The sequence below is a fragment of the Streptomyces sp. NBC_00009 genome, assembly GCF_045040855.1.
Classification (GTDB): Bacteria; Actinomycetota; Actinomycetes; order Streptomycetales; family Streptomycetaceae; genus Streptomyces; species Streptomyces aureus.
In genome coordinates this window covers 7610432-7635795 of the sequence record NZ_CP108312.1, presented here as the reverse complement: position 1 = coordinate 7635795, position 25364 = coordinate 7610432, and the positions used below count along the sequence as shown (strand labels likewise).

Genomic DNA, 25364 nt, shown 5'->3' with positions numbered 1-25364 from the left:
ATGCCCCGGGCCGCTCCTCCGTCAGACCTCCGCGTGGGTCACATCGCGCGGGTGCGGCCCTCCCAATAGGGGTCGCGCAGGCGGCGCTTGTAGAGCTTGCCGTTCGGGTCGCGTGGCATCGTCTCGATGAAGTCGACGGTCTTGGGCCGCTTGTAGCCCGCGAGTTGGCGCTCGCAGTGGGCGAGGATCTCGGCGGCGAGCGCGTCTGTGGCCACGTGCCCCTCCGTGGGTTCGACGACCGCCTTGACCTCCTCGCCCCAGTCGTCGTGCGGGATCCCGAAGGCCGCGGCGTCGGCGACGGCCGGGTGGGTGAGGAGTGCGGACTCGATCTCGGCGGGGTAGATGTTGACGCCACCCGAGATGATCATGTCGATCTTGCGGTCGCGCAGGAAGAGATATCCGTCCTCGTCGAGAATGCCGAGGTCGCCGACGGTGAAGAAGTCGCCGATGCGGTTCTTCTTCGTCTTGCTCTCGTCCTTGTGGTACGAGAATCCGCCGGTGCTCATCTTCATGTAGACGGTGCCGAGTTCACCGGCCGGGAGCCGGTTGCCGTCGTCGTCGAACACGGCGAGTTCGCTGATGGGCCAGGCCTTGCCGACCGTGCCCGGCTTCTTCAGCCAGTCCTCGGCGGTGGCGAAGGCGCCGCCGCCCTCACTGGCCGCGTAGTACTCCTCGACGCTGTGGCCCCACCAGTCGATCATGGCGCGTTTGACGTGGTCGGGGCAGGGCGCGGCGCCGTGGATGGCATGCCGCATCGCCGACACGTCGTAGGCGCTCCTGACGCTGTCGGGCAGGGCGAGCAGGCGGTGGAACTGGGTCGGCACCATGTGCGTGTGGGTGCACTTGAAGGTGTCGATGAGGCGCAGCATGTCCTCGGGGGTCCACTTGTCCATCAGGACGAGGGTGTGTCCGATGTGCAGGGACGCGCCCGCGAACTGGAGCACGGCGGTGTGGTAGAGCGGCGAGCAGACGAGGTGCACGTTGTCGTCGAACGGCTTGATGCCGAAGATGCCGAGGAAGCCGCCGAGGTAGGTCTCCTCGGGGAGCTTGCCGGGCAGGGGGCGGCGGATGCCGCGGGGGCGGCCCGTGGTGCCCGAGGTGTAGTTCATGACCCAGCCGAGGGTGCGGTCGTCCGGCACCGACTCGGGCTGCCCGTCGAGGAGTTGGGCGTAGGGGCGGAAGCCGTCGACGGTTCCGACCGCGTACCGCTGCCCTGCGGGGAGTGCCGCCTCGTCGGCGGCGGCCACGGCCTGTTCGGCGAACCGCTCGTGTGCGATGAGGACCTTCGCTCCGGAGTCGGCGACGATCCAGGCGATCTCGGGGCCGACCAGATGGTGGTTGACCGGTACGAGGTAGAGGCCGGCCTGGGAGGCGGCGAGGAACGCGGTGAAGAACTCGACTCCGTTGGGCAGGACGACGGCGAACGCGTCACCTCGTTCGAGCCCGGCGGCGCGCAGGCCGTGCACGAGCTTGTTGACGTCGGCGTGCAGCCGGCCGGCGGTCCACGCCTCCCCGTCCGGGGCGTACAGGACGGTGCGGTCGGGGTCGGCGCTTGCTTGCGCCCAGAAGCCGTTCGGGGCGGTCTGATCGGGCATGGGGTGCATCCCTTCTGCGGGTGGGGGTCGTCGCGGCTTCTCGTCTGCCGGAGGGCTGTGCGCTGCCGGGTGCGGGCTTCGTCGTGGCTGGTCGCGCAGTTCCCCGCGCCCCTCAGCGGCGCGTCATCGGCCGGCGATGCGGTTGATCCGGTCGACGGCGCGCTCGAAGCCGCGCGTGAGGTCGTCGAACACGGCCTGGACGGGGCGTTCGCTCGTCATCCGGCCGACGATCTGCCCGACGGGCGTGCCGAGCAGCGGATCGACCTCGTACTTCTGGATGCGGGAGACCGCCTCGGCGACGAGCAGCCCCTGGAGCGGCATGGGCAGCGTGCCGGGGCCCGCCGGGTCGTCCCACGCGTCGGTCCACTCCGTGCGGAGCTGGCGCGCGGGCTTGCCGGTCAGGGCGCGGGAGCGGACGGTGTCGCCGGACCCGGCCGCGAGGAGTTTGCCGGTGAGGGCGCGGGAGTGGAGGTCGGCCTCGGTGGTGGTGAGCCAGAGGGAGCCGAGCCAGACGCCCTGGGCGCCGAGCGCGAGGGCCGCCGCGATCTGCTCCCCGCTGCCGATGCCGCCGGCCGCGAGGACGGGCAGCGGCGACACGGCGTCGACCGCTTCGGGCGTGAGCACCATGGACGCGATCTCGCCGGTGTGTCCGCCCGCCTCGTAGCCCTGCGCGACGACGATGTCGATGCCCGCGTCCGCGTGTTTACGGGCGTGCCGGGCGCTGCCCGCGAGAGCGGCCACGAGTACGTTCTGGTCGTGGGCGCGCTGGATGACGTCGGCGGGCGGTGAACCGAGCGCGTTGGCAAGGAGTTTGATCGGGTAGTCGAAGGCGACGTCCAGCTGGTTGCGGGCGACCTGCTCCATCCAGCCGGTGATGCGCCAGCCGGACGCCTCGCCCTCGGCGAGCTCGGGCACGCCGTGCTTGGCGAGGGTGTCTCTGACGAACTGGCGGTGCCCTTCGGGGATCATCGCCTCGACGTCGGCCTCGGTCAGTTTCTGGTGGTTCGGGCCCTCGACCTTCTTCGCGGGCATCACGACATCGAGCCCGTAGGGCGCGCCGTCGATGTGTTCCTCCATCCAGTCGAGGTCGCGGGCCAGGTCGTCGGGTGCGGTGTAGCGGACCGCGCCGAGCACACCGAACCCCCCGGCCCTGCTGATGGCGGCGGCCACCGCCGGGAAGGGCGTGAAGCCGAAGATGGCGTGCTCGATCCCCAGTTTCTTACTCAGCTCCGTCTGCATGGGCGCAGAATGCCGCACTCCTCCGAACGAGGGAAGACACTTTCTGATGCTGCGTCAGATTTCTGCGAGGCAATTCCGAGGCTTGACACGACCGGAACCTGACATGAAAGTTTCATCCGTCGAGCTAGATCCCGAAAGATACTTTCAGAAGGGGTTCGTTCATGACCGACGGCGCGGCGGACAGATTGCACGACACGGACGACGGGCTCTCCCGTCGCCAACTAGGCGCGAGTGTGCTGGCGTTGAGCGGGGCACTGGCCCTCGCCCCGTTCCCGGCGGGGCCCGCCGCCGCGGCGGACACACACACGGACGGGCCCGCCGACGGGCACGGAACCACGCTGCGCCGCGGGTCCCCGGAGCGGGCCGGTCTGATCGCCGGGCATCTGCGCCAACTCGTCGCCGACGCCGAGAAGTTCCTCGCCCCCTCCCCCAAGCACCCCTGGTACGCGGGCGCCGTACTGCTCGCCGGCCGCGGCGGCACGGTCGCGCTCCACCAGCCGATCGGCAAGGCCGTGCGCTACTCGGCCTACGACGACAAGACCGACACGGGTGTGGAGTTCCCCGCCGACCAGCAGATCGCGGCGGCCGAGGACACGGTCTACGACCTGGCCTCCGTGTCGAAGCTGTTCACCTCGCTCATCGCCGTGCAGGAGATCGAGCGCGGCAAGCTGGAGCTTGAGGCCACGGTCGCCTCGTACATCCCCGACTTCGCGGGCGCCGGCAAGCAGGACATCACGATCCGTCAACTCCTTACGCACACCTCGGGATTCCGCGCCTGGATCCCCCTCTACAAGCAGACGACGCGCGAGGGACAGCTCCGCCTCATCTGGAACGAGGCGCCGCTCAACCCGCCCGGCACCAAGTACCTCTACTCCGACCTCAATCTGATCTCCCTCCAACTGGTCCTGGAGCAGCTCACCGGGCAGACCCTGGACGTGCTCCTGCGCGAGCGGATCACCGAGCCCCTCGGCATGCGCCGCACCCGCTACAACCCGCCCGCGTCCTGGAAGCCGAAGATCGCCGCGACGGAGGACGCGCGCCTGCCCTGGTCCGGCCTCGACCGCGGACTCGTCTGGGGCGAGGTGCACGACGAGAACGCGTTCGGCCTCGGCGGTGTGGCGGGCCACGCCGGTGTCTTCTCCTGCGCGTGGGACCTCGCGATACTCGGCCGCACCCTCCTCAACGGGGGTTCGTACGGCAAGGCGCGCATCCTGTCCGAGGAGTCCGTGCGGCTGCTGTTCACCGACTTCAACCAGGCGTTCCCCGGCGACGAGCACGGCCTCGGCTTCGAGCTCTACCAGCACTGGTACATGGGCGCGATGGCGACGCCGCGCACGGCCGGGCACACCGGCTTCACCGGCACGTCCATCGTCCTCGACCCGACGACCGACTCGTTCCTCATCGTGCTCGGCAACTCCGTGCATCCCGTGCGCACTTGGCGATCCGGCTCCGCTCCCCGGGTCGCCGCGGCGAACAACCTCGCCCGCGCCGTAGCCGTACGCCCCGCGCACGGGCGCGCCGCCTGGTTCTCCGGCATGGCGAGCGCCACGTCGGCGACGCTCAGGCTGCCCGCTCTCGACGTCACCTCCGACACGGCGAGCCTCGGCTGCGACCTGTGGTGGGACACGGAGCCGCACTCCGACTTCCTGTATCTGGAGGTGTCGGCCGACGCCGGGGCGACCTGGCAGCCCCTGCCGTTCACGACCACCCGTAAGGGAGAGGACGCCGAGGACCACCCCAAGGGCACGGCCGACGGCTGGTCGGGCCGCACCTGGCACCGCCTGACCGCCGCTCTCGGCGCCTTCAAGGGCGGCAACGTCCGCCTGCGCTGGCGCTACGCGACGGACCAGTTGTACGTGGGGCGCGGGGTGTACGTGGACGGGGTGCGCGTCACCGACGGCCGCCGGACGGTGTTCGACGAGGCACGCCCGTCCGACGCGGGGCGGATCGAGGCGGTGGGGTGGTCACCGTCGCAGGACTGAGCGGGGCGCGGGCCCCCTTCGGGGGCCTGGGTCAGGCCTGAGTCGGCGGCTTGAGTTGGGGGCCGGGGCCGGCGGCTCACTTCCCGAGTACGGCCATCGCCGCGTTGTGCCCGGGGATCCCGCTGACCCCGCCGCCGCGCACGGCGCCCGCGCCGCACAGCAGGACGTTGGCGTGGGCGGTCTCGACGCCCCAACGGCCCGTCCCTTCCTGGGAGTAAGGGAAGGACAGGTCGCGGTGGAAGATGTTGCCGCCCGGCAGGCGCAGGTCCCGCTCCAGGTCGAGCGGGGTCTTCGCCTCGATGCACGGCCGGCCGTCGGCGTCCAGGGCGAGGCAGTCCTCGATCGGCTCGGCGAGCTGCGCGTCGAGCTGGGCGAGGGTGGCTTTCAGGAGCTCGGCGCGGGCGGCGTCGTTGTCGCCCGCGAAGAGCCGGGCGGGTGTGTGCAGGCCGAACAGGGTGAGGGTCTGGTAGCCGCGCGCGACGAGGTCCGGGGCGAGGATGCTCGGGTCGGTCAGCGAGTGGCAGTAGATCTCCGACGGGGGCGCCGCGGGCAGTGACCCGGCCGCCGCCTGGCCGTACGCGGTCGCCAACTGCTCGTAGCCCTCGGCGATATGGAACGTTCCGGCGAACGCCTCGCGCGGGTCGACGGATGTGTCGCGCAGCTTCGGCAGCCGGGTCAGGAGCATGTTGACCTTGAGCTGCGCGCCCTCGGCCGGGGCGGGCGGCTCGTCGCCGACGAGGGCGGCGAGGGCCTGCGGAGACGCGTTGACGAGCACGTGCCCGGCGCCCACGCGGCCCGCGCCGCGCTCCGACTCGTACGTCACCTCGGCGTGCCGCCCGTCGGTCTCGACGCGGGTCACCTCGTGCCCGGTGACGAGCTCGGCGCCGGCCGCGCGGGCGGCGTTGGCGAGAGCGTCGGTGAGGGCGCCCATGCCACCGACGGGCACGTCCCAGTCGCCGGTGCCGTTGCCGATCACGTGGTAGAGGAAGCAGCGGTTCTGCTGGAGGGACGCGTCGTGGGCGTCGGCGAACGTACCGATGAGGGCATCGGTGAGGACCACGCCGCGCACCAGGTCGTCCCTGAAGCGCTCCTCGACGGCGGCGCCGATCGGCTCCTCGAAGAGCATCCGCCAGGCGGCGTCGTCGTCGACGCGCCGCCGGAGCGCGTCCCTGGCCGGCAGCGGCTCGGTGAGCGTGGGGAAGACCCGCTCGGCGACGCGGCGGGTCGTCTCGTAGAAGTCGGTCCAGGCCGCGTACTCGCGCCCGCCGCCGGTGAGGCGCTCGAAGGAGGCGCGGGTGCGCTCCTCACCACCGCCGACGAGCAGCCCGGTCGCCCGCCCGTCGCGCTCGGTCGGCGTGTACGAGGACACGGTGCGCCCGCGCACGGCGAAGTCGAGCCCGAGATCGTCGACGATCTTGTGGGGCAGCAGGCTGACCAGGTACGAGTACCGCGACAGGCGCGCGTCGACCCCGGCGAAGGGCCGCGTCGACACGGCGGCACCGCCGGTGGCGCCGAGCCGCTCGAGGACCAGGACGGAACGTCCGGCCCGGGCGAGGTAGGCGGCGGCGACGAGGCCGTTGTGACCTCCGCCGACGATGACGACGTCGTAGCGCTCGTGTGCTGGCATCCCTCTTGGTAACACGAGCCGATCATGCCGGGCCAGACCCTGGCTCAGGGGATCGCGAAGCGGAGGAGTACGGGCGGGCGCGCGTGGGCAGGCGTCCGCAGGCAACCCATCCCAGGCGGACGATCGCGGGCAGGCGCCGCAGGCCCGCGGCCGCGAGAGGTCGACCGCAGGCACAGGAGCCTGGAGGTCACTCGCGGGGGAGCCGACCGCAGGCCAGACCCTCGGGCGTCCCTCACGGGCAGATGATCACGGGGAGCCGAACCCAGGCAGACGACCGCAGGCAGACGACCCGAGGCAGGCCACCGCAGGCCCCACTCCCGGGCAGACGCCCCCACCCAGCCGACCACACGCAGCCCCTCAGTGTCCCCCCGACGCCCGCTGCTGGCGCAGCGCAGCCACTCGCCGGTACAGCTCGACCGCCTCCGTGCCGCGGCCGAGCTGTTCCAGGCAGTGCGCCTCGTCGTTGCGGCTGGCGAGGGTGTCCGGGTGGTCGGCGCCGAGTACCTGTTCGCGGGCCGTGGCGACCCGCCGGTACTCGGCGAGCGCGTCGGCCCACCGGCCGAGCCAGCCGAGACCGACGGCCACCTCGCGTCGGCTGACCAGCGTGTCGGGATGATCGGCGCCGAGGACCCGGGCGCGGATCGCGCAGACGTCGCGGGCCTCGGCGAGCGCTTCCTCCCAGCGGCTCATCCGCCCCAGATTGACGCCGAGGCCATGGCGGGCGCGCAGGGTCTCGGGGTGGGCCGGGCCGCTGACGCGCGTACGGTCGTCGATGAGGTCGCGGTAGAGGCCGAGGGCCTCGGCGCTGCGGCCGAGACGGCCGAGGCTGATGCCCACCTCGTAGCGCGCGGCGAGGGTGTCCGGATGGTCGGGGCCGAGCGCCTGTTCGCGGGCCTCCGCCACTTCGTGGTAGGTGCGCAGGGCCTCGCTCCAGCGCCCCAACTGGCCCAGTGCGTAAGCGACTTCGCACCGTGTGACGAGCGTGTCCGGATGGCTGGCGCCGAGTACGCGGGCGCGCGCCGATGCGACCTCGCACGCCATACGGTACGAGTCCTCGAGGCGCCCGAGCCGGCTGAGGTTGTACGCGAGGTTGTGGCGGCAGCGCAGGGTGTCCGGATGGTCGGGCCCCATGGCCCGTTCACGCGTGGCGAGCACCGACGTGTACACCTGGTGCGCGTCGAAGTGCCGCCCCAACTGGCCCAGTACGTACGCCATTTCCTGCCGGGCGCCGAGCGTCTCGGGGTGCTCGGGGCCGAGGACGCGCTCACAGCCCTCGGTGACGCGGCGGTACTCGCGCAGGGCGTCGGCGGGGCGGCCGGTGCGGCTGAGCGTGAAGGCGACCTCGTAGCGGCTGGCGAGCGTCTCGGGGTGGTCGGGGCCGAGCGCGTGCTCGCGCTCCGCCGCGACGGCGCGGTGGACCTCGCCGGCCTCCTCCCAGCGCCCGAGTCGGCCGAGGCTCAGGCCCGCGTTGTGCCGAGCGGTGAGGTGGGTGACCAACTCCGGTGCAGGCGTGGGGCGTTCCGTGCGCACGGGCTGCTCACTGCGCCGCGACTCGGGGCGTGCGATCCACTCTCCGGCAAGCCCCGCCCCCGCGTCGGGCGGCGTGCCGCGCAGGACGGGCGGGCCGGCCGCCTTATGGCCGGTCGTCATGCCGCGCGTCCAGGACGGCAGCCGCGGCTCACGGGACAGCGGCTGCTGCGGCTCAACCGCAGCCTGGCGCAAGGGGGTTGTCGTCACCGTCGGCACATATCCGGACGGGGAACGGCCGTCACCGATCCGGCGGGCCAGTTCGCGGGCGTCCCGCGGCCGCTCGTCCGGCTCCTTCGCGAGCAGGTCGAGAATGATCCGGTCCAGGAAGCCGGGAAGCTCGGCCCGGTGTGTGCGGGGTGGTTCGGGCACGGTGTCGCGGTGCCCGACGAGGACGGCCCAGGCGTCCTCCAGGTCGAACGGTGGCGCTCCGGTCGCGATCTCGTAGAGCACGCAGCCGAACGAGTACAGGTCGCTGCGCTGGTCGACGTGGTCGCCGCCGATCTGCTCGGGCGACATGTAGTGCGGGGTGCCCATCGCGATGCCGGTGCCGGTGAGGCGTGCGGTGAAGCCGATGTCGTGGCCGAGGCGCGCGATGCCGAAGTCGCAGATCTTCACCGTGCCGTCGGTGAGCCGCATGATGTTCGCGGGCTTCAAGTCGCGATGGACGATGCCCTGTTCATGTGTGTAGGCGAGCGCGGCCGAGACCTGGCCGGCGATCTCGACGATGTCGGCGACGGGTAACGGGTGCTGCTTGTTGTCCTCCAGGAGCTGGCTGAGGTTCTTGCCCTCCAGGAGCTCCATCACGAGGTACAGCACGCCGTCGTGCTCACCGAAGTCGTGGACGACGGTCACCCCGCGGTGTTGAAGGGCGGCCGCCACGCGGGCCTCCCTGCGGAAACGCTCCCGCAGGACACGGGTGAAGGACTGGTCGTGCTGCGGCCCCATCGGCTTGAGGCACTTGACCGCGACTCTGCGCCCGAGCGACTCGTCCCTGGCGCGCCACACTTCGCCCATACCGCCCCGCCCGATGAGATCGAGCAGCCGGTACCGGCCCTGGATCAGCCTGGTCTCCCCCGACTCCGGCATCTCGCGCTGTCGCCCCCGTCGCCTCGCTGTGCCCTCCCCCGCCTGTCCAGTATGGCCGTCCGACTCCCGATTTTGTACGGTGCCGGGCGGCTGCCGGGGCCGAGTCGTGACATGGCGCGCAGGATGTGTTTCGGCGGGAGTTGCCAGCGCACACGTGCGGGAACGCAGCGCAGGACGGTGCCGGTGAACCGCAGCTCTCGGGTCACGGCGGCCGGTGTGGGGGCCGGCCTGCCGTACAACTCGTGGGCGTACGGCGGCAGAGAGGCGTACGCCAGATGCGACACGCGCCTCCAGAGTGTCGCGCGCGCCGGGATCAGCAGCGGGTGGACGGGCGGCCTGCGCAGGAAGTCGTCGACGTCCCGGGCCTCAGGACCGGCGGCGAGCAGGGGCCTCGTCTTCTCCAAGTACGCGGCGAGTTGGGCCCGGTCGCCGGGCACGTCGGCGGGGTCGAGGCCGACCAGCCGGGCGCTGGTGCGGTGTTCGGCGATGTACTGGTCGGCCTGCGCGTCCGTGAGCCGGAATCCGGAGCGGCGCGCGACGTGGAGGTAGGAGTCGATCTCGGCGCAGTGCACCCACAGGAGCAGCTCCGGCTCATCGACGCCGTACCGCTCACCGGTGTCGGGGTCGGTGACCTTGAGATGACGGTGGATCTTCCGCACGCGAGCACCGGCACGCTCGGCGGCCTCAGTGGTCCCGTACGTGGTCGTACCGACGAAACCGGCCGTCCGCATCAGCCGCCCCCAGGCGTCCTTCCGGAAGTCCGAGTTCTGCATGACGCCGCGCACGGCCCGCGGAAGGAGGGCCTGAAAGTAGAGCGCACGCACACCGGCAACCCACATCATGGGATCCGCGTGCACCTGCCAGGTCACCGATCCGGGCCCGAAAAGCCCGGGATCGCCCCGCCCCTCTTCCGTCCCTGTGCCCACCACGTCGCCGCCTCTCCCTCGCATCAGCGGTCCCAGCGCGTTCAAGGATCTCTCCTTGGCGCTTCAGCACAACGCTACCGGTGAGTTGACGCGGTCGCCCCAGGGGTTCAGGCCTTGGCTGCCGCCGTCTCGGACCGCGTCCGTTCCTCCGCGTCCGCGTCGAAGCCGATCGGCTCCCAGCGCTTCGACAGCAGAGCGATCATTCCGAGGACGGGGGCGGCGAGGATGACCCAGTAGACGTGGGTGCCGAGGCCGGTGCTGAGGATGGGGAAGAAGAACAGGGTCAGCGTCGAGCCGAGGCGCAGCACGGCCTGGTTGAAGCCGATACTGACGCCGCGCATCGACGTCGGGAAGCCCAGCGAGGCGTAGCTCATGATGTGCGCGCCGGGGCCGAAGCCCTGGGCGAACATGAACGCGCCGAGCATCAGGATGCCCCCCGTCACGAAAGCCGTCCCGGACGGATCCCCGATGAGACCGAGCACCGTGATGGCGACGAGCTGGATCGCGAAGCCCAGCGTCATCATCGGCCAGGCGCCGCGGGTGGACGCCCAGCGGATGCCGAGCAGTCCACCGGTCAGGGCGAAGACGAGGTTCAGGGCGAAGGAGGACGCGATCGTGGTGAGCGGGCCCTGGGTCATCAGTGTGGCGATGATGATCGGCAGTCCGAACGCGACCGCGTTGTAGCCGAAGGTCTCCGCCAGACCGACCGCCACCGACTGGATCGTGCGCGTGCGGTACGGAGGGGTGAAGAGCCGTGCGTACGCGCCGAGGCCGGTCCGGGGCGGACGGGATGTCGTCCTGGGCGCGTCGTCGGCGACGCGCACGTCCACGCCGTACGACTGGCGCAGGATCTTCGCCGCGCCTTCCAGGTCGCCCTGGTCGGCGGCCCAGGTCGGGGACTCGTTCATGTAGCGCCGGCGCAGCAGCAGTACCAGCAGCGCGGGCACCGCGCCGAAGCCGACGGTGAACCGCCACAGCCAGCCCAACTGGGCGTCCGGCAGGAGGAAGTACAGCAGCATGATCACGAGGTAGCAGCCGCTGGTCGCGGTGTACCAGGCGGGTGACCAGGCGGCCGTGCGGGAGCCCTTGCTGCCCTTGCCGTGCAGTCGGGAGAACTCAGCGAGGAACGCGATCGCGACGGGGATGTCCATGCCGACGCCGATGCCCATCACGAAGCGTGCGGCGATCAGCGTCCACACGTCCTGCGCGACCGCGCACACCAGCGCGGTGGCGACGAAGAAGAGCATGTTGGCCATGAAGACGCGGTAGCGGCCGATGCGGTCCACCAGCCAGCCGCCGACGAGAGCGCCGAGGAGCGAACCGACGCTGATCGAGGCGGTGACCGTGCCGGCCATCGTGGAGCTGAGGCCGAACTGCTCCGTGATGTCGGGCAGCCCGTAGGCCAGGGAACTCAGGTCGTAGGCGTCGAGGAAGATGCCGCCGAGCGCGATGATCACGATCATCTTGGCGTGGCGGCCGCGCGCCGTACCCGAGTTGACCAGATCGGAGACGTCGGCCGTGGAGCGGATCAGTACCGTGCCCGACGGCGTCACCGGAGATGTGCTGGTGGACAGGGGGGAGGTGGAGCTCACGAGCGCCTTCCGGTGTGGTGCGGGGACGTACCGTCGGATCGTATGCACCGGCCGGAATTCGCCCGTGCGCATGTCCACATCCTGGTCATCCTTGTGGACTCGGCCGCGACGCGTGATCCAAGCTGTGAACGTGGACCCGACCCGGCCGCGGACGCAGGCGACATCCTGCGTTTGCCGTCCATTGGGGCGGAGCTGGGTGCGGTGATCCGCAAAGCGTTCTACCTTCGACCGAATGAGAGCGGCGGAAATCGATACACGGGTCTGGGCACGACGCGGCATGTGGGGTTCTGTGCTCCTCTCAGCAGGTGCCTGGGGCGCCGGCGCTCTGCCGCGCGGCGTACCGGACGGGATCTGGGGAGCCCCGGGCCCCGCTCTCGCGCTGATCGGTGCAACGGCGGCGTATGCGGGACTCGGTCTGCTGCTGTGGTCCTGGTGGCAGTTGGGCACGCTGCTGCGGGCCGGTGCGGTGATGAGCAAACGGCGTCAGTGGCTCACGCTGGGCGGCTGGGCGCTGCCTCTGCTTCCGGCGCCGTCGCTGTTCAGCATGGACATCTACAGCTACGTGGCTCAGGGCGCACTGGCCGGGCGCTCCTGGAACGTCTACGAGATCGGCCCCTCCGCACTCGGCGGGCCGCTCGCCGCGAACGTCCCGGAGGTGTGGCAGGACGCTCCGGCTCCGTACGGACCCCTGTCCATTCTGGTGAGCCGGGCCGTGGTCTTCGTGACCGGCGAACACCATGTGGTCGCCGCGGTCGTGCTCCATCGGGTGGCCGCGCTCGCCGGGCTCGCCCTGCTGGCCTGGTCGGTTCAGCGGCTCGCGACGCGGTCGGGCGGCGACGGCTCAGGAGCCTGGTGGGCGGCGTCGCTGAATCCGCTGGTGCTGGCCCACCTGGTGGGCGGGGCGCACAACGAGGCGCTGATGCTCGGCTTGATGATGGCCGGTCTTGTGGCGTGCCGGTCCGGACGATGGGTTCTGGGCGTTGTCGTGCTGACGTGCGCCGCGCTGGTGAAGGCCCCGGCCGCGGTGGCCCTGGGGTGCGCCGCCCTGGTGGCGGTCGCAGGACAGACGGGCTGGTGGCGACGTCTGGGCCGCGCGGCGGGGATCGTCCTCGCGGCCGTCGGGACGCTGGTGCTGACGGTGGCGCTCTGCGGGCTGGGCTGGGGTTGGCTCCATACGATCCGCACGCCGGCCCACTCGTACACGCCGATGTCGGTGACCACGGACGTCGGCCGGCTGCTGAGGTGGATCGGGACCGAAGCCGGCTGGGTCACCACACCGGACCCGGTGACCGTGATGCGTACGCTCGGGACCTTGGCAGGGCTCTGCGGGGCCTTGTACTTCCTGGCGCGCGCTCCGCGCATCGGCGCCGAACGCGCCGCGGCCCTGGGGCTGTTGACCCTGGTGGTGTGCGCTCCCGCCGTGCAGGGCTGGTACCTGCTGTGGGGGGCGGTGCCCCTGGCCACGGTCGCATGGCGCGCGCTGGCGGACACCAGGGTCAAGGCAGCGGTCGTCGTGCTGGTTCTCATGGTGTTTCCGTCGGGCCGGGGGCCCACCGTCACAGATGTGGCCGGCGTTGTCCTAGGGGGCTCGGCGATCCTGCTGTGGGTGGCGTGGACGTCTCAGCGAGCCCGTGACGCAGGGCTGCAGCCTTCCCCTCGGCCCAGTTACGGAGAGGCGCCCTTGCGGTTTCCCTGACGCCCATTCAGGGAGTTCGTCAAGGGAGCGCGAGCGCCCGGGCCCTGCGCGTCGCGGGGCCCAACACGCGGGCCGACAGGGCCGGTTCGGCCACTTTGCACGGCATCGTGGCCGGTCAGCGACGGTTCACCGGCTCGGCGGGAAGGTCTCTGGGTATAGTGCAGGCGTTCCGGGGAACCGGCGGCCCGGAGTCGGTCGACCTCACGCGCCACCTCGCGTTCATCGACGTCCGGGACCCTGGTGGACCCCCGATGACCGCATCACCGAGGAGGCCGTCCCATGGAACCCGTCACGCTGATCACCGGTGGCTCGACCGGAATCGGCGCCGCCACCGCCCGCGCCCTGCTCAAGCAGGGCCACCGCGTGGGCGTCACCGGACGTGACGCGGAGAAGCTGGCCGCCTTCGCCGCTTCGGCCGGAGCGGGCGAGCGGCTGCTGACGATCACCGGCGACACCAGCGACGAGCACGACGTCGCGTCCGCCGTGCGCCACGTGGTGGACGCGTGGGGCCGGCTGGACAACGTCATCGCCAACGCCGGGTTCTCGCTGCCAGGCAACCTGGAGAGCCACGCCCCCGAGGACATGCGCGCCATGGTCCTCACCAACGTCCTGGGCCCGGCCCTGCTGGTGCGGGAGACCCTGTCGCACCTCAGGGAGTCCAAGGGCCGGATCGTGATCATCGGTTCGGTCGCCGGGGTGCGCAACACGCCCGGCAACCTGTACTCGGTCACCAAGTGGGCCGCGCACGCGCTGGCCGAGAACACCCGACTGCTGGTAGGCAAGGACGGGGTCGGCGTGACCGTCGTCGCCCCCGGGGTGGTGGACACCCCGTTCTGGGACAAGCGCGGCGGCACCCCCGAGACGGCGCCGGCGATGACCGCCGAGCACATCGCGGACACTATCGTCTTCGTCGTCAACCAGCCCGCGGGCGTGGACATCAACCACATCACCATGCGCCCGGCCGGGCAGGTCGGCTGACGCCGCGCTCCCAACTAACTTACGAATAGGCGCCCTTGGCCCCCGCCGCGTATCACGCGGTGCGGGCCGAGGGCGCCTTCGGGCGTCCGAGTGGACGCGCGGCGTCAGGCAGGGATGTGGGCGCACCCGGGAAGGACCACCCCGGACCGCTCGAAGTCGGCCACGGTGGGCGCCCCCATCAGGGCCATGACCTCCTCGAACTCGCCCATGAGCAGCCGCAGGACGTCCACGACGCCCTCCGCTCCGGAGTGGGCGAGCCCCCACAGGGCCGGGCGTCCGACCATCACCGCGTCCGCGCCCAGGCACAGGGCCTTGGCGATGTCGGCGCCGTGCCGGACCCCGCCGTCGAGGACGACCGCGCACCGCCCGTCGACGGCGTCCGCGATCTCTGCGAGGGCGTCGGGGGCGCTGCGGGAGAAGTCCAGCTGGCGGCCGCCGTGGTTGGAGACGACCAGCCCCGAGACGCCGTGCTTGACGGCCAGTTCGGCGTCCTCGCCGGAGAGCAGCCCCTTCAGCACGAGGGGCAGGGAGGTCACTTCGCGCAGCCAGGCGAGGTCCTCCCAGGTGATCGAGGCGTCGAACTGCTCCTTGGAGTGCCGGGCGATGGCCGACTCCCCGTCCCGGCCGCCGTGCGAGGCGGCCATCACGTCGTGCGCCACATTGACCGCCCGGATGCCCGGGGGCACCGCGAACCCGTTGGCGGCGTCCCGGGGACGGAATGCAACCCTGGGCGCGTCGACGGTCAGGACCAGCGCGCGGAAACCGGCGGCCTCGGCCCGGCGGATCAGGTCCACCAGGAGGTCGCGGCGCTTGAGCCAGTACAGCTGCAGCCACAGCGGGCCGGTGGCCGCGGCGGCGATGTCCTCCAGCGTCCGGCTCGCGAACATGCTGACCGTGAACAGGGCGCCGGCCTCACCCGCGGCCCGCGCCGCCGCCACCTCGCCTTCCGGATGGGCGAGTTGGTGGTACGCCATGGGGGCGATGCCCAGGGGGGCGGCAAGGCCCGCCCCGAGCAGCTCGGTGCGGGGGTCGCAGTGGGAGACGTCGACGAGACAGCGCGGCCGCAGCCGGATCCGGTCCAGGGCCTCCCGCCCCGCCGTCAGCATCGACTCGGTGCCGCTGCCGCCCGCGAAGAAGTCCCACACCGGTCCCGGCAGCCGCTCCTTGGCCACTGCCTCGTAGGCGTGCAGCGCCAGCACCACATCTTCTCCGTTCGCCGTACTGTTCAAGGGGTTCAGGGCACCGGCCGTCAGGCGGCGGCGCCGGTGCTCTGCGCGGTGATGAAGGCGGCCAGCCTTGCCATGCCCTCGGCGATGGCCTCCGGGCTCTGCGCGCTGCACGACAGGCGCAGTTGGTGGGTGCCGCCGCCGTCCAGGTGGAAGTCGCTCATCGGCGTCCACAGCACCCCGTAGGTGCGCGCGGACAGCTCCAGGGCCTTGTGGTCGGCGGCGAAGGGCACGGTGACGACGGCGAAGAAGCCGCCGTCCGGACGGTTCCAGGAGATGCCGAGCTCGGCCCGGCGCTCCGCGGGGAAGTGCCGCTCCAGCTCGTCGAGGAGCGTGTCCATGTTCGTGCGGTAGTACGCGATGGCCCCGGCGTTCGCCTCGCGCAGCCGGCAGTCGCTCTCGATGAGCAGTCCGCCGATGACGGCCTGGCTGACGGCCGAGGTGTTGACGGTCGTCATGCTCTTGATCTTGGACAGCTCGTCGGCGAGCAGCGACCGCCGGCCGCCCGGGCCGATGACCTCCTGGTCGGCGATGACGTAGCCCACCCGGGCCCCGGGCAGCGCCGTCTTGGCGAAGGAGCCCAGGTGCACCACGCGGCGGCCCGTGTCGAGGGCCTTGAGCGTGGGGCGGGCCGAGCCGGTCCGTACGAAGAAGCCGTAGGGGTCGTCCTCCAGGACGAGCAGGTCCTCCTCCTCGGCCACCCGCAGCAGTCGCTCGCGGGCCGGGAGACCCATGCTGGTGCCGGACGGGTTGGCGAAGTCCGGGACGACGTAGAAGGCCCGGGGGCGTTCGCCGGCTTCCCTGGCGGCGCGCGCGGCCGTCAGCACGGCCTCCGGGTCTGGTCCGGCGGGGCCCTCGGGTACGGGCCGCACCCGGATGCCCAGGAGCCGGGCCACGCCGGTGATGCCCACGTAGCACGGCGAGCTGACCAGCAGCGTGTCCTCGGGGGCGGCGAACAGCGCCCGCAGAGTGAGGAGCATGGCCTCCTGACAGCCGGTCGTCACCACGACGGCTTCCGGGGGTACCTCGATCCCCTCGTCGTTGGCGACCGTCCGGGCGATCAGCTCGTGGATGATCCCGTTGGTGCGGCCGTACTGGAACAGCTGGGTGCGCACCCGGTCGCGCGACCACCCCAGGGTCTCTTCCAGATAGCTGGTGTACGTGTGCAGGTGGCGCGCGACGTCCTCGGGCTCGAAGTCGCCCTCGGTGGGCCGACCGGGCGCGAAGGAGATGGCCTGCGGGAACCGGCCGACGACCTCGTTGAGGAAGTTCATGGCGTCGAGGACCGGGTCGCTGAGCGACCCGTGCAGCTCGCCGAGCGCCAGGGCGTGCGGGGACTGCGGGGCGGCTTGTGTCACCGCTCAGACTCCTCTCGGCGCGGCCGCGTAGGCCGTGTTCAGGGTGGGGGCCGTGCTGCGTGCGGGGATCTTGGCCCGGCCCTGGACGCCGCGGACCAGGGCCGTGGTGAGCCGGTCCGTGTGGACGCGCTGCCGCTCCGGCTCGTGGGCGGCGCCCAGGCCCTGCAGGGCGTCGACCACCTGGTGCAGGTCCTGGGCGAAACCGGCGAGGACGTCGGCGACGGCCACGGCGTTGGAGCCGAGGATGTCGGTCCACAGGTCGGCGCTGCCCGCGGCGAGGCGGGTGATGTCCTGCAGTCCCTGTCCGGCGAGCACCAGCTGGGACGGGTCGCCGTGCAGCAACCGCCCCGCAAGCAGGCTCGACACCAGGTGCGGGGCGTGCGAGGTGAGCGCGACCGCCCGGTCGTGCTCGGCGTGGGCCATCACGACCGGCCGGGCGCCGCACAACTCGGCCAGGTGCCGGGCGCGTTCGACGGTCTGCGCCCGGGTGTGGGCGGAGGGGGTGAGCACCCAGGGCCGCCCGTGGAACAGGTCGTCCCGGGCGGCGAGCGGGCCGGACTGCTCCCGGCCGCCCATGGGGTGCCCGCCCACGAAGCGGGTCAGGTCGCAGCCGGCCTGGGCCGCTTCCCGCTGGGGCAGTTCCTTGATGCTCGCGGCATCCGTGAAGTCGTGGGCGAGTTCCTGCAGTTGGTGTTCCTTCAGCGCCGCCGCGACGTGCCGCGGTGGTACCGCGATGACGGCCAGGTCGACCGGTCCACGAGGTGTTCCTGCGATACCGGCCCCGAGGTCCGCGGCGGTGCGCGCCGCTTCCGGGTTCGCGTCGATCAGGTAGGTGGTCACGCCCCGGCCCCGAAGGGCCAGGGCGATCGAGGTACCGATCAGGCCGGTTCCGACCACTGCGGCACTTCGCATCAGTGGTCGCTCCACAGGAGCGGGAGGTACTCGGGGTCGCTGTAGTCGGGGGTGCCCGCGGCGGTGCGGCGCACGAGCACGTCGTGGTTGTAGTTGACCTGGGTGCCGTCCGAGCGGAGGAAGTCGCGGTAGCGGTTCTCGCCGTCCTGCAGGTGGAAGGAGATGGCGCGGCGCGGGCGGTCACTGACGTTGGCACCGCTGCCGTGGTAGGTGCGGCAGTGGTGGAAGTTGACGTGGCCCTTGGGGATGAAGACCGGGATCTTTTTGACCTCGACCCCGTTGAAGGCCGCGTTGTCCTCCAGCATCTGGTCCAGCTCGGAGCCGTCGCGCTCGGCGAAGTGCAGGGAGGTGGCGTCGTTCTCGGCCGTCTCCTTCCACAGGTGGCTGCCGTCGACCATCGTGATGGTGCCCATCTCCTCACCGCAGTCGTGGAAGGGGATGAACGCGGTCAGCATCCGCTCGGAGGTGGAGGTGGACCAGTAGTGGCGGTCGAAGTGCCAGGGCACGATGTTCGACTGCTCCTGCGCCGCCGGGGGCTTGTAGATGAGCGTCGACTGGAACACCCGGATCTGCTCGGCCTCGGCCAGGCGCGCGGCGACGGCGGCAAGGAGCGGCTTGCGCAGGATGCGGCCTATGGTGTCGTCCTCGTAGTGGATGTAGTCGTTGTGCCGCTGGACGTCGCCCTTCTCCGGCTCCCAGTAGGCCAGCTTGGGCGGGCGTACCGGCAGGGTGCGGTCGCGGTGGCCGGCGTAGAAGCGCTCGCTGGCGGCCTCCAGCTGCTCGGCCTCCTCGTCGGTGAACAGCTTCTTCGACAGGTACCAGCCGTGCTCGGCGTAGAAGGCGACGTCCTCGTCGGTCGGGAGCAGCGCGCGCTCCTCGTCGGTGAGGGTGAAGCTCTGGGCGTCCTGGATGGTCATGGTCTTCCTTAAAAGGTGCGTGGTTCGGCGGAGGGACGGCGCACGGTGCCGGGTCAGGAGACGGCCTTCTCGCGGGCGACCGCCGCGTAGAGCGCCTTGATGTTGCCGCTGCCGAAGGTGCGGGCGCCGTGCCGGTCGATGACCTCCCAGAAGTACGTCTTCCGTACGTGCTGGGACTGGGTGAAGATCTGGAACACCTGGCCCCAGTGGTCCTCGTCGATCAGGACGTTGGTCCGGCGCAGCTCCTCGACCTGGATGTCGGGGCGCTCGAACCGCTCCTGGAGCTCGTCGTAGTACGAGCCCGGCGTCTGCAGGAAGTTGGTGCCCCGCTTCTCCAGGGTCTGCACGGTGTCCACGATGTCGTCGCAGAGCAGCGCCAGGTGCTGCACGCCGGCGCCGCCGTGGCGGGCCAGGAAGGTGTCGATCTGGCCGGGCTCGCGGTCGGTGACCGGCTCGATCAGGGTGAAGGTCACCTTGCCGGACGGGCTCTGGACGACCTTGGAGTCCATGGCCTGGGTGCCGACCTCGATGAACTCCTCGAAGATCTGGGAGAAGCCGAAGACCTTCTCGTAGAACGCGACCGTGGGGCGCAGTTGGCCCGCGGGCAGGCAGATCGCCGCGTGGTCCACGGTGCTGAGCAGCTCCTCGCCCGCCTCGGGGTCGGCGGCGATGATGTCCATCACGCCGGGCAGGAACTGCTCGCGGTCGCCGGTGCGCTGGACGAACCGGTGGGCGACGTCACCGAAGCCCAGGACCGCGGCGGTGACCACCTCGGTGCCGTCCTTGCTGTGGACGGTGGGCTGCTCGACGGCGGTGGCGCCCCGCTCGACGGCCAGCTCGAAGGCCTTGGCGGCGTCGCTGACCTCGAAGGCGATGTTGGCGACACCGTCACCATGCCGCATCACGTAGGACGCGGCCGGGTGGGAGAAGTTGAGGGCGGAGGTCAGGACGACCTCGATGCCGCCCTGGCGCAGCAGCAGCGAGCGGTAGTCGGTCTGTCCGGTCTCGGGACCGGCCTGGCCGCAGATACGGAAGCCGAAAGCGGTGCAGAGGTAGAACGCGGACTGCTGGGCATCTCCGACGTAGAACTCGACGTGGTCTACGGCCCCGATATTCATGCAAAACCCTTCTGTTTCCATGTCCGACAAGAGAAAGCCGAGATGTTTTCAGAGAGTGGCGAGCGGGTGAATCGAGAGATTCGACCCCGAACCTCGCTCTAGAGAGTGGAGAACTCGTTCAGCGGCGACCAGACACCGTAGTCGCCCCGACGGTAGAGAAGTGGCTCACGGGGGAATATTTCGTAGCCTTCCACCCGGCCTATGACCAGCCAATGGTCACTCACCTCGATCGCGTTTTCAACCCTGCATTCTGCAAGACCGAGTGCGATTTCGGTGAGCAAAGGCGCGCCTTCGGCAAGGGCCGAGGGGCGCCATTCGACATTGGCGAACTTGTCCGTGACCTTACTCGCGAAAACCTGAGAGGCGTCGCGCCCGGACGAGGAGAGGAAGTTCACCGCGAACGCCCGCGACGACATGATCGCCGGCAGTGTGCGGGACCCCTTGCCGACGGAGACCAGCAGCGTCGATGTAGCCGCCGACACCGCACAGACGGCGTTGCTGGTGAAACCGTACGGCTCACCGCTTCCATCCGTTGCCGTCACGATGGCGATCGGGGTCGGGAACGAGCCAAAGAGTTCACTGAAACGTATTGAACCGACGTCCATCAAGTTCCTCCGCGGAGCAGCTCGTGAATCGTTTTCGGGCAGGGCGAAGCAACCAACGGCCCGTGATGGTGATTTCGTAACCGCCGCCGCCCCTTCGCGGCGGCGGTTATTCCGCGGTGGCGGTTATTCCGCGGTGGCGCCCACGAGAGTCGCTTCCCGTGCGGCAATCGCGCCGCCGAATGCCCGGATCGTCAGCGGCAGCATGAGCGCACCGAACGCGGTGAGCGCCACGGCCAGTACCAGGACGAGTTGTTGCGGGCCCAGATTTGATCCGGAGCCGGCCACCAGAATTCCCGCGATGGGCATGGCCAGCATATTGAGCAGATAGAACGGCCCCATCACCTTTCCGAGGTGTTCCTCGGGAAGGACCTTGATGCGCTGCGTCCGGTTGAAGACGTTGAAGTACGTCACTCCGACCATGGCCGCCACGAACGCCGGGGCGTACAGCTGCATGGAGGAGGCGAAGCCGATGAGCAGCAGACAGGAGCAGAGCAGGGCGAGGCCGAAGATTCCGAGCACCCGCACGTTGACGTACCGGAGCAGGAACGGGATGACCAGGAGGTTGACGATCCCCAGCACGCCGATACAGATGTTCAGCAGGGCGAACGACGACTCGGGGGCGTGGAACACGCCCGTGACGAGTGCGGCGTTGGCGGCGAGCACCACGGCGAAGACCAGGTTGATCGAGAAGTTGAGCGAGGCCAGCAGGACCAGCGGCCTGCTGCGGACCAACAGGGCCCAGCCCAGCCGGAGTTCGGCGACGATCTCCGCGACTCCGCCGGTGCTGGAGGTGCGCAGCCCGCGCGGCAGCGGCAGCCAGCAGGCAGCGGCGGCGGCGAAGACCGCCGCGGCGGCGCCGAGCAGCCAGACCTTGTCGATGAAGGCCACGCCCAGCATCGCCAGGGCAGGGCCGACGGCCATCGCCGAGACCTCCATGCTCTGCACCAGGCCCTGGATCTTGGCCATTTCGGTGCCCTTGGCCAGCTGGGGCACGACCTTCTCGACGGACATGCGCACCGGTGCCATGAGCAGCGAGAGCAGCGGCGCGGCCGTCATCAGGATGGGCGTCAGGAGTGAGGGCGCGGCCAGACAGCCGACGAGGGCGCCGCCGAGGACGACGGCCCGGCCGGCCGTGACGACGGAGAACAGGCGCGCGCCGCCGTCACGGTCGGCGAGGAGTCCGGCGAAGGGGAACGCGAGGAGGGCCGGGAGCCACTCGATCGCGTATGCCAGGCCGAGGGCCGACACCTCCTTGGTGTCCTGGAAGATGAGCAGCGGGACGGCGAACAGCACCATCTGCTCGGCGACCACCCCGAGGAGGACACCGCAGGCGAACAGCCGTCGGTGCAGCACGGATCGCGTGGTCATGAGATCGATCGCTCCCTTGTGCTCGGCCGGGCGCGGCCCGGCCCCGGACCCCTCACCGCGCCACCGGAACGGTTTCGAGGTGGAAACCGGCGATGATCTTCCGGATGTCCTCCTCGACGGCCGGTTCGTCGCCGGTGAAGATGAACCGCCCGCTGTGCACCGCGTCATAGCTGCCGCCGGGCTCCATCACCTCGCCCGGGGCGGGCACCAACTCCCGCCAGATCGTGGCGAAGCGGTCCCGCATGGAGGTCACCGAGACGACCTCGGCCGGCAGTCCGGCGGGCTTCGGGATGATCAGCCAGCCGCCGGACGGGTCGCCCGTCTGCGGCGGGACCGTCGCCCGGCCCTCGCACAGGGCGTCCAGCCAGAGCTCGAAGAGGTTGACCCCGAAGAGCTTGTCCGTGAGGTACGGCACCTCGGCCCCGCCGATGCGGCCCGCGATCTCCAGGAACACCAGGTCCCCGTCGGGCGTGACGAAGAGTTCCAGGTGGAACGGCATGGAGGTCATGCCCAGACCCGACACGCAGCGCCGGGCGAACTCGTGCACACGGGCGCGCAGCGGGGAGTCCTGGACGACGACCGAGCCGAGCGGCTGCCCGCCGGCCTCGAAGGCGAGGCAGTCGTTGATGTAGCGGGACACCGCCATGAACGGGATCCCGGCGTCCGCGTCCGCGAACCCGTCGACGTGGTGGATCACGCCTTCGACGAACTCCTCGAGCTCGTAGTCGGCGAGGTCGACCTCCGACAGGAGCGCGGTGAGCGCGGCCTCGTCCTCGACGCGGTGCACGCCCATGCTCGCGGCCCCGGAGACCGGCTTGAGGATCAGCGGGAACCCGGTGGCACGGGCGAACTCCAGCGCGGACCCGGCGCTTTCGCAGGCGTCGAAGCGGGGTACGCGTACGCCCGCCTTGGCGACGAGCTCCTTCATGCGCAGCTTGTTGCGGTAGACCGCGACGTCCTCCGGGCGGGGCCCGGGGATGTCGAGCGCCTCGCGGACCTCGGCCGCGATGCCGAGGGTGAACTCGGAGACGGCGATCAGCCGGTCGACCGGGCCGACCTCGTCCGTGACCCGGCGGACCGCGTCGCGCAGCGCCTCGAAGTCGTTGACGTCCTCGATCTGGACGGTGCTCGCGATCCGCTCGGGATCGGCGAGGATCCCCGTGGCGCCGACCGCGTCGACGACGTAGCTGACGCGGTGCCGCTCATGGTCGATGAGCTCCTCGAAGCGGCCCATCGAGAAGTCCCAGCGCGGCCCTTGTGTGAACCGCGGCCAGCGGTTGACGACGACAATGTGCACGTCTTACTCCTCCGTAGCCACGGGAACCGTCTTGATCGACAGGGTTCGCCGGACGAACTCGATGGCTTCTTCCAGCTCCTCGCGTGAGTCCGCGGCGAGTACCGCGTACCCGGTGCGCTGCGGGGAGGAGGAGGTGCGCCGGACCAGGTCGCCGGCCTTCACCTTGGCGGCGGCGTCCACGACGGCGGGGTGCGCGCGGATCTCGTCGACACCGTCGACGGCGATCACCTCGCCGGGATCGGAGACCACGAAGAGGCTGGCCGAGAACTTCACCGGCCCCTCGGGCGGCGGCGGCAGCTCGTCACCGACGGCGAGCCGCAGCACCAGCTCGAACCAGTCCGTCCCGTACGCCAGGGAGCACAGCTCCATGATGTAGTCGCCGGGCGTGCGGACCGCGACCTCCATCACCGAGGGGCCGGAGCTCGTCATCCGGAATTCCAGGTGCGCGATGCCGGTGCGCATCCCGATGGCGGCGATGACGGACCGGCCCAGTTCGGCGACCTGCTCGGCCTCGGCGGGCGGCAGGGACACCGCGGCCCGGTGCTCCAGTTCGATGAAGTCGGGTGCGCCCGTGGTGGTCTTGGCGGTCAGGTTCGCGAACCAGACCTCGCCGTCGCGGACCAGGGCCTCCCAGCTGTACTCGGGGCCCTCGACCGCGCTCTCCACCAGCAGCGGCCGCTCCGAGGCGCGTCGGACCGCCGCGGCGTCGAAGGCGGCGGCGTCGGCGACGAGTTCGACGCCGTCGCTGCCGGCCGACGACAGCGGCTTGATCACCACGGGGAGCCGGGACTCGGCCCACTCGGCCGCCCCGGCCAGGTCGTTGGTGAGGTGGTGGTCGGGCTGGCCGATCCCGTGGGCGCGGAACCGCCCGCGCTGCAGTGCCTTGTTCCGCGAGATCACGGCCGCCCCCAGGGACGGTCCGGGCAGCCCGTGGGTGTCCTGGGCCAGGGCGGCGCCCAGGACGTGGCACTCGGTGAACGCGACGATCCCGGCCGGGCGGCTGCGCAGGGCGGCGTCGTGGGCGGTCTCCGCCCACAGCTCGTCCAGCGAGCCGTACTGGCCCTGGCTCGGCTCGACGGCGTCGACCAGGCCCTCGATGCCGGCGGCCCAGTCCTGCGACTCGATGCCGCGCACCCGCAGGCCGAGCCGGCGGGCGGCCGCCACGTACGGGCGGCCCATGACCCCGACGCCGACGAGCAGCAGTTCGCGCTCCTCCCGCTCGCTCATGACTCCTGCTCTTCGAGGCGACGGATCAGCGGGGCGACGTGGGTGAAGAAGTTCCGCATCTCGTCGCGGGTCGGCCAGCCGGAGAAGATGAACTCGCTGATGCCCGCGGCCTTGTAGCTGTGGATGTAGCGGGCGACTTCCTCGTGGCTGCCGACGATGCACAGCGCCGGGCCGCCGCGGTAGGCCACGGCACCGGTCCAGATGTAGGGCGAGAGCCACTCGTCCTTGGCGCTGTCCGCCAGCTGGTACGAGGACTTGACCGCCTCGGAGTCGGTGGTGTCCACCCACTGGCGGATCCATGCCGTGTGGTCCTCGTCCGGGTTGCGCATGAGGTTGGCGAGCTCCGCCACGGCCTCCTCGCGGGTGGCGCGGGACAGCACGTGCATACGGGTGCCCACGCGGCGGCCGGCGTCGAGGAGCGGCTTGCTCGCCCTGGCCATGCCCTCGGGGGTGTCGCCGTAGCGCAGCCAGCAGTCGCCGGAGGCGATCGCCGTCTCCTGGGCGACGGCGGAGGCGCCGCTGATGTAGATCTCCGGGCGTCCGCCGCCCTTGTGGCCGAGGCCGAGCGCGGCGTCCTTGACGGTGTAGTGCTGCCCGTCGTAGCTCATCGGCGACTCGCCCTCCCAGAGGCCGCGGATGACCTCGAGGAACTCGTTGCACCGGGCATAGCGCTCGTCGTGGCTGAGGAAGTCGCCGTAACCGGCCTGCTCCGCCGGGGAGATGCCGGAGACGATGTTGAGGGACATGCGCCCGTCGGTCATCCAGGACAGGGTGTTGACGACCTGCGCGAAGAGGGTCGGCGACATCAGGCCCGGGCGGTAGGCCAGCATGAACTTGACGCGGTCCGTCACCTGCGAGAGGGCGCCGAGCACCGGCAGCGGGTCGGGCAGGTAGTTGGAGATGCCGAACAGCAGGCTGTCGACGCCGAGTTCTTCGGCTTCCTGGACGAAGTCCTTGACCTCGCCCATGTCCAGCTTGCCGATCTTGTACGTGTCCGTGGGCGTCGCCTGTCCCGTGTCGGGCGGCGAGCACCAGTGGAGACGGAGGGGTTCCATCGTGTTTCTTCCTTCCGTTGCAGGCACCGG

The 25364-nt window shown here is 70.8% G+C and carries 19 protein-coding genes; 3 read left to right on the top strand and 16 right to left on the bottom strand.

Features of this window, described 5'->3' with window-relative positions:
- Positions 1-38 precede the first annotated feature (38 nt).
- Positions 39-1595 (bottom strand): acyl-CoA synthetase, encoded by a 1557-nt coding sequence (locus OHA58_RS34600; RefSeq protein WP_405483654.1) that lies wholly within the window; start codon positions 1593-1595, stop codon positions 39-41.
- 123 nt (positions 1596-1718) lie between these two features.
- Positions 1719-2834: an NAD(P)H-dependent flavin oxidoreductase gene (locus tag OHA58_RS34595; RefSeq protein ID WP_405483653.1), complete on the bottom strand. Its 1116-nt coding sequence runs from the start codon at positions 2832-2834 to the stop codon at positions 1719-1721.
- A gap of 161 nt (positions 2835-2995) precedes the next feature.
- Between OHA58_RS34595 and OHA58_RS34590 the strand changes: the two genes are divergently transcribed.
- The gene (locus OHA58_RS34590) at positions 2996-4816 is read left to right on the top strand and encodes a serine hydrolase (protein ID WP_405483652.1); all 1821 of its coding nucleotides are present in this window, start codon (positions 2996-2998) and stop codon (positions 4814-4816) included.
- A gap of 76 nt (positions 4817-4892) precedes the next feature.
- Here OHA58_RS34590 and OHA58_RS34585 read toward each other — a convergent pair whose 3' ends face one another.
- The 4 genes from OHA58_RS34585 to OHA58_RS34570 all read right to left on the bottom strand — a co-directional run bounded on the left by OHA58_RS34585 (position 4893) and on the right by OHA58_RS34570 (position 11577).
- Positions 4893-6443: a phytoene desaturase family protein gene (locus tag OHA58_RS34585; RefSeq protein WP_405483651.1), complete on the bottom strand. Its 1551-nt coding sequence runs from the start codon at positions 6441-6443 to the stop codon at positions 4893-4895.
- A gap of 357 nt (positions 6444-6800) precedes the next feature.
- On the bottom strand, positions 6801-9059 hold the full coding sequence (locus OHA58_RS34580; RefSeq protein ID WP_405483650.1) for a tetratricopeptide repeat protein: 2259 nt from the start codon (positions 9057-9059) through the stop codon (positions 6801-6803).
- Entirely contained in the window at positions 9032-10009 is a 978-nt protein-coding gene (locus tag OHA58_RS34575; RefSeq protein WP_405485327.1) for an oxygenase MpaB family protein, read from the bottom strand. Before OHA58_RS34575 ends, OHA58_RS34580 begins: the two co-directional genes overlap by 28 nt.
- Before the next feature lie 83 nt (positions 10010-10092).
- Positions 10093-11577 carry an MFS transporter gene (locus OHA58_RS34570; protein WP_405483649.1) on the bottom strand — a complete coding sequence of 495 codons (1485 nt, stop codon included), beginning with the start codon at positions 11575-11577 and terminating at the stop codon, positions 10093-10095.
- A gap of 232 nt (positions 11578-11809) precedes the next feature.
- On the opposite strand from OHA58_RS34570, the gene mptB reads away from it, so the two are divergent.
- Both mptB and OHA58_RS34560 read left to right on the top strand, forming a co-directional pair.
- Positions 11810-13273, top strand: coding sequence for a polyprenol phosphomannose-dependent alpha 1,6 mannosyltransferase MptB (gene mptB / locus OHA58_RS34565; protein WP_405483648.1), 1464 nt, complete (start codon positions 11810-11812; stop codon positions 13271-13273).
- 279 nt (positions 13274-13552) lie between these two features.
- Positions 13553-14251: an SDR family oxidoreductase gene (locus OHA58_RS34560; protein WP_405483647.1), complete on the top strand. Its 699-nt coding sequence runs from the start codon at positions 13553-13555 to the stop codon at positions 14249-14251.
- A gap of 104 nt (positions 14252-14355) precedes the next feature.
- On the opposite strand, the gene OHA58_RS34555 is transcribed toward OHA58_RS34560, so the two are convergent.
- The 10 genes from OHA58_RS34555 to OHA58_RS34510 form a co-directional block, all read right to left on the bottom strand.
- Positions 14356-15480 carry an alpha-hydroxy acid oxidase gene (locus OHA58_RS34555; protein WP_405483646.1) on the bottom strand — a complete coding sequence of 375 codons (1125 nt, stop codon included), beginning with the start codon at positions 15478-15480 and terminating at the stop codon, positions 14356-14358.
- A gap of 20 nt (positions 15481-15500) precedes the next feature.
- Positions 15501-16835, bottom strand: a complete 1335-nt coding sequence (locus tag OHA58_RS34550) for a PLP-dependent aminotransferase family protein (protein ID WP_405483645.1) — start codon at positions 16833-16835, stop codon at positions 15501-15503.
- Positions 16836-16838: 3 nt separating this feature from the next.
- Complete coding sequence (locus OHA58_RS34545; protein WP_405483644.1) at positions 16839-17747, bottom strand: prephenate dehydrogenase; 909 nt, start codon at positions 17745-17747, stop codon at positions 16839-16841.
- On the bottom strand, positions 17747-18664 hold the full coding sequence (locus tag OHA58_RS34540) for a phytanoyl-CoA dioxygenase family protein (RefSeq protein WP_405483643.1): 918 nt from the start codon (positions 18662-18664) through the stop codon (positions 17747-17749). The genes OHA58_RS34545 and OHA58_RS34540 overlap by 1 nt, the downstream gene beginning before the upstream one ends.
- Positions 18665-18717: 53 nt before the next feature.
- Positions 18718-19782, bottom strand: a complete 1065-nt coding sequence (gene hppD / locus OHA58_RS34535) for a 4-hydroxyphenylpyruvate dioxygenase (RefSeq protein ID WP_405483642.1) — start codon at positions 19780-19782, stop codon at positions 18718-18720.
- Between the two features lie 98 nt (positions 19783-19880).
- Positions 19881-20387 carry a flavin reductase family protein gene (locus OHA58_RS34530; RefSeq protein WP_405483641.1) on the bottom strand — a complete coding sequence of 169 codons (507 nt, stop codon included), beginning with the start codon at positions 20385-20387 and terminating at the stop codon, positions 19881-19883.
- 123 nt (positions 20388-20510) lie between these two features.
- Positions 20511-21755: an MFS transporter gene (locus OHA58_RS34525; protein ID WP_405483640.1), complete on the bottom strand. Its 1245-nt coding sequence runs from the start codon at positions 21753-21755 to the stop codon at positions 20511-20513.
- 52 nt (positions 21756-21807) lie between these two features.
- Complete coding sequence (locus tag OHA58_RS34520) at positions 21808-23052, bottom strand: acetyl-CoA carboxylase biotin carboxylase subunit family protein (RefSeq protein WP_405483639.1); 1245 nt, start codon at positions 23050-23052, stop codon at positions 21808-21810.
- Positions 23053-23055: 3 nt separating this feature from the next.
- Positions 23056-24279, bottom strand: coding sequence for an ATP-grasp domain-containing protein (locus OHA58_RS34515; RefSeq protein WP_405483638.1), 1224 nt, complete (start codon positions 24277-24279; stop codon positions 23056-23058).
- Positions 24276-25334 (bottom strand): LLM class flavin-dependent oxidoreductase, encoded by a 1059-nt coding sequence (locus OHA58_RS34510; RefSeq protein ID WP_405483637.1) that lies wholly within the window; start codon positions 25332-25334, stop codon positions 24276-24278. The genes OHA58_RS34515 and OHA58_RS34510 overlap by 4 nt, the downstream gene beginning before the upstream one ends.
- Positions 25335-25364: the final 30 nt, after the last annotated feature.

What these genes read in the sequence shown, in the direction of transcription:
- OHA58_RS34600 (WP_405483654.1), bottom strand. Translation starts at nt 1,595, where the DNA reads ATGCCCGATCAGACCGCCCCGAACGGCTTCTGGGCGCAAGCAAGCGCC.
- OHA58_RS34595 (WP_405483653.1), bottom strand. Translation starts at nt 2,834, where the DNA reads ATGCAGACGGAGCTGAGTAAGAAACTGGGGATCGAGCACGCCATCTTC.
- OHA58_RS34590 (WP_405483652.1), top strand. Translation starts at nt 2,996, where the DNA reads ATGACCGACGGCGCGGCGGACAGATTGCACGACACGGACGACGGGCTC.
- OHA58_RS34585 (WP_405483651.1), bottom strand. Translation starts at nt 6,443, where the DNA reads ATGCCAGCACACGAGCGCTACGACGTCGTCATCGTCGGCGGAGGTCAC.
- OHA58_RS34580 (WP_405483650.1), bottom strand. Translation starts at nt 9,059, where the DNA reads ATGCCGGAGTCGGGGGAGACCAGGCTGATCCAGGGCCGGTACCGGCTG.
- OHA58_RS34575 (WP_405485327.1), bottom strand. Translation starts at nt 10,009, where the DNA reads ATGCGAGGGAGAGGCGGCGACGTGGTGGGCACAGGGACGGAAGAGGGG.
- mptB (WP_405483648.1), top strand. Translation starts at nt 11,810, where the DNA reads ATGAGAGCGGCGGAAATCGATACACGGGTCTGGGCACGACGCGGCATG.
- OHA58_RS34560 (WP_405483647.1), top strand. Translation starts at nt 13,553, where the DNA reads ATGGAACCCGTCACGCTGATCACCGGTGGCTCGACCGGAATCGGCGCC.
- OHA58_RS34545 (WP_405483644.1), bottom strand. Translation starts at nt 17,747, where the DNA reads ATGCGAAGTGCCGCAGTGGTCGGAACCGGCCTGATCGGTACCTCGATC.
- OHA58_RS34540 (WP_405483643.1), bottom strand. Translation starts at nt 18,664, where the DNA reads ATGACCATCCAGGACGCCCAGAGCTTCACCCTCACCGACGAGGAGCGC.
- hppD (WP_405483642.1), bottom strand. Translation starts at nt 19,782, where the DNA reads ATGAATATCGGGGCCGTAGACCACGTCGAGTTCTACGTCGGAGATGCC.
- OHA58_RS34530 (WP_405483641.1), bottom strand. Translation starts at nt 20,387, where the DNA reads ATGGACGTCGGTTCAATACGTTTCAGTGAACTCTTTGGCTCGTTCCCG.
- OHA58_RS34525 (WP_405483640.1), bottom strand. Translation starts at nt 21,755, where the DNA reads ATGACCACGCGATCCGTGCTGCACCGACGGCTGTTCGCCTGCGGTGTC.
- OHA58_RS34515 (WP_405483638.1), bottom strand. Translation starts at nt 24,279, where the DNA reads ATGAGCGAGCGGGAGGAGCGCGAACTGCTGCTCGTCGGCGTCGGGGTC.
- OHA58_RS34510 (WP_405483637.1), bottom strand. Translation starts at nt 25,334, where the DNA reads ATGGAACCCCTCCGTCTCCACTGGTGCTCGCCGCCCGACACGGGACAG.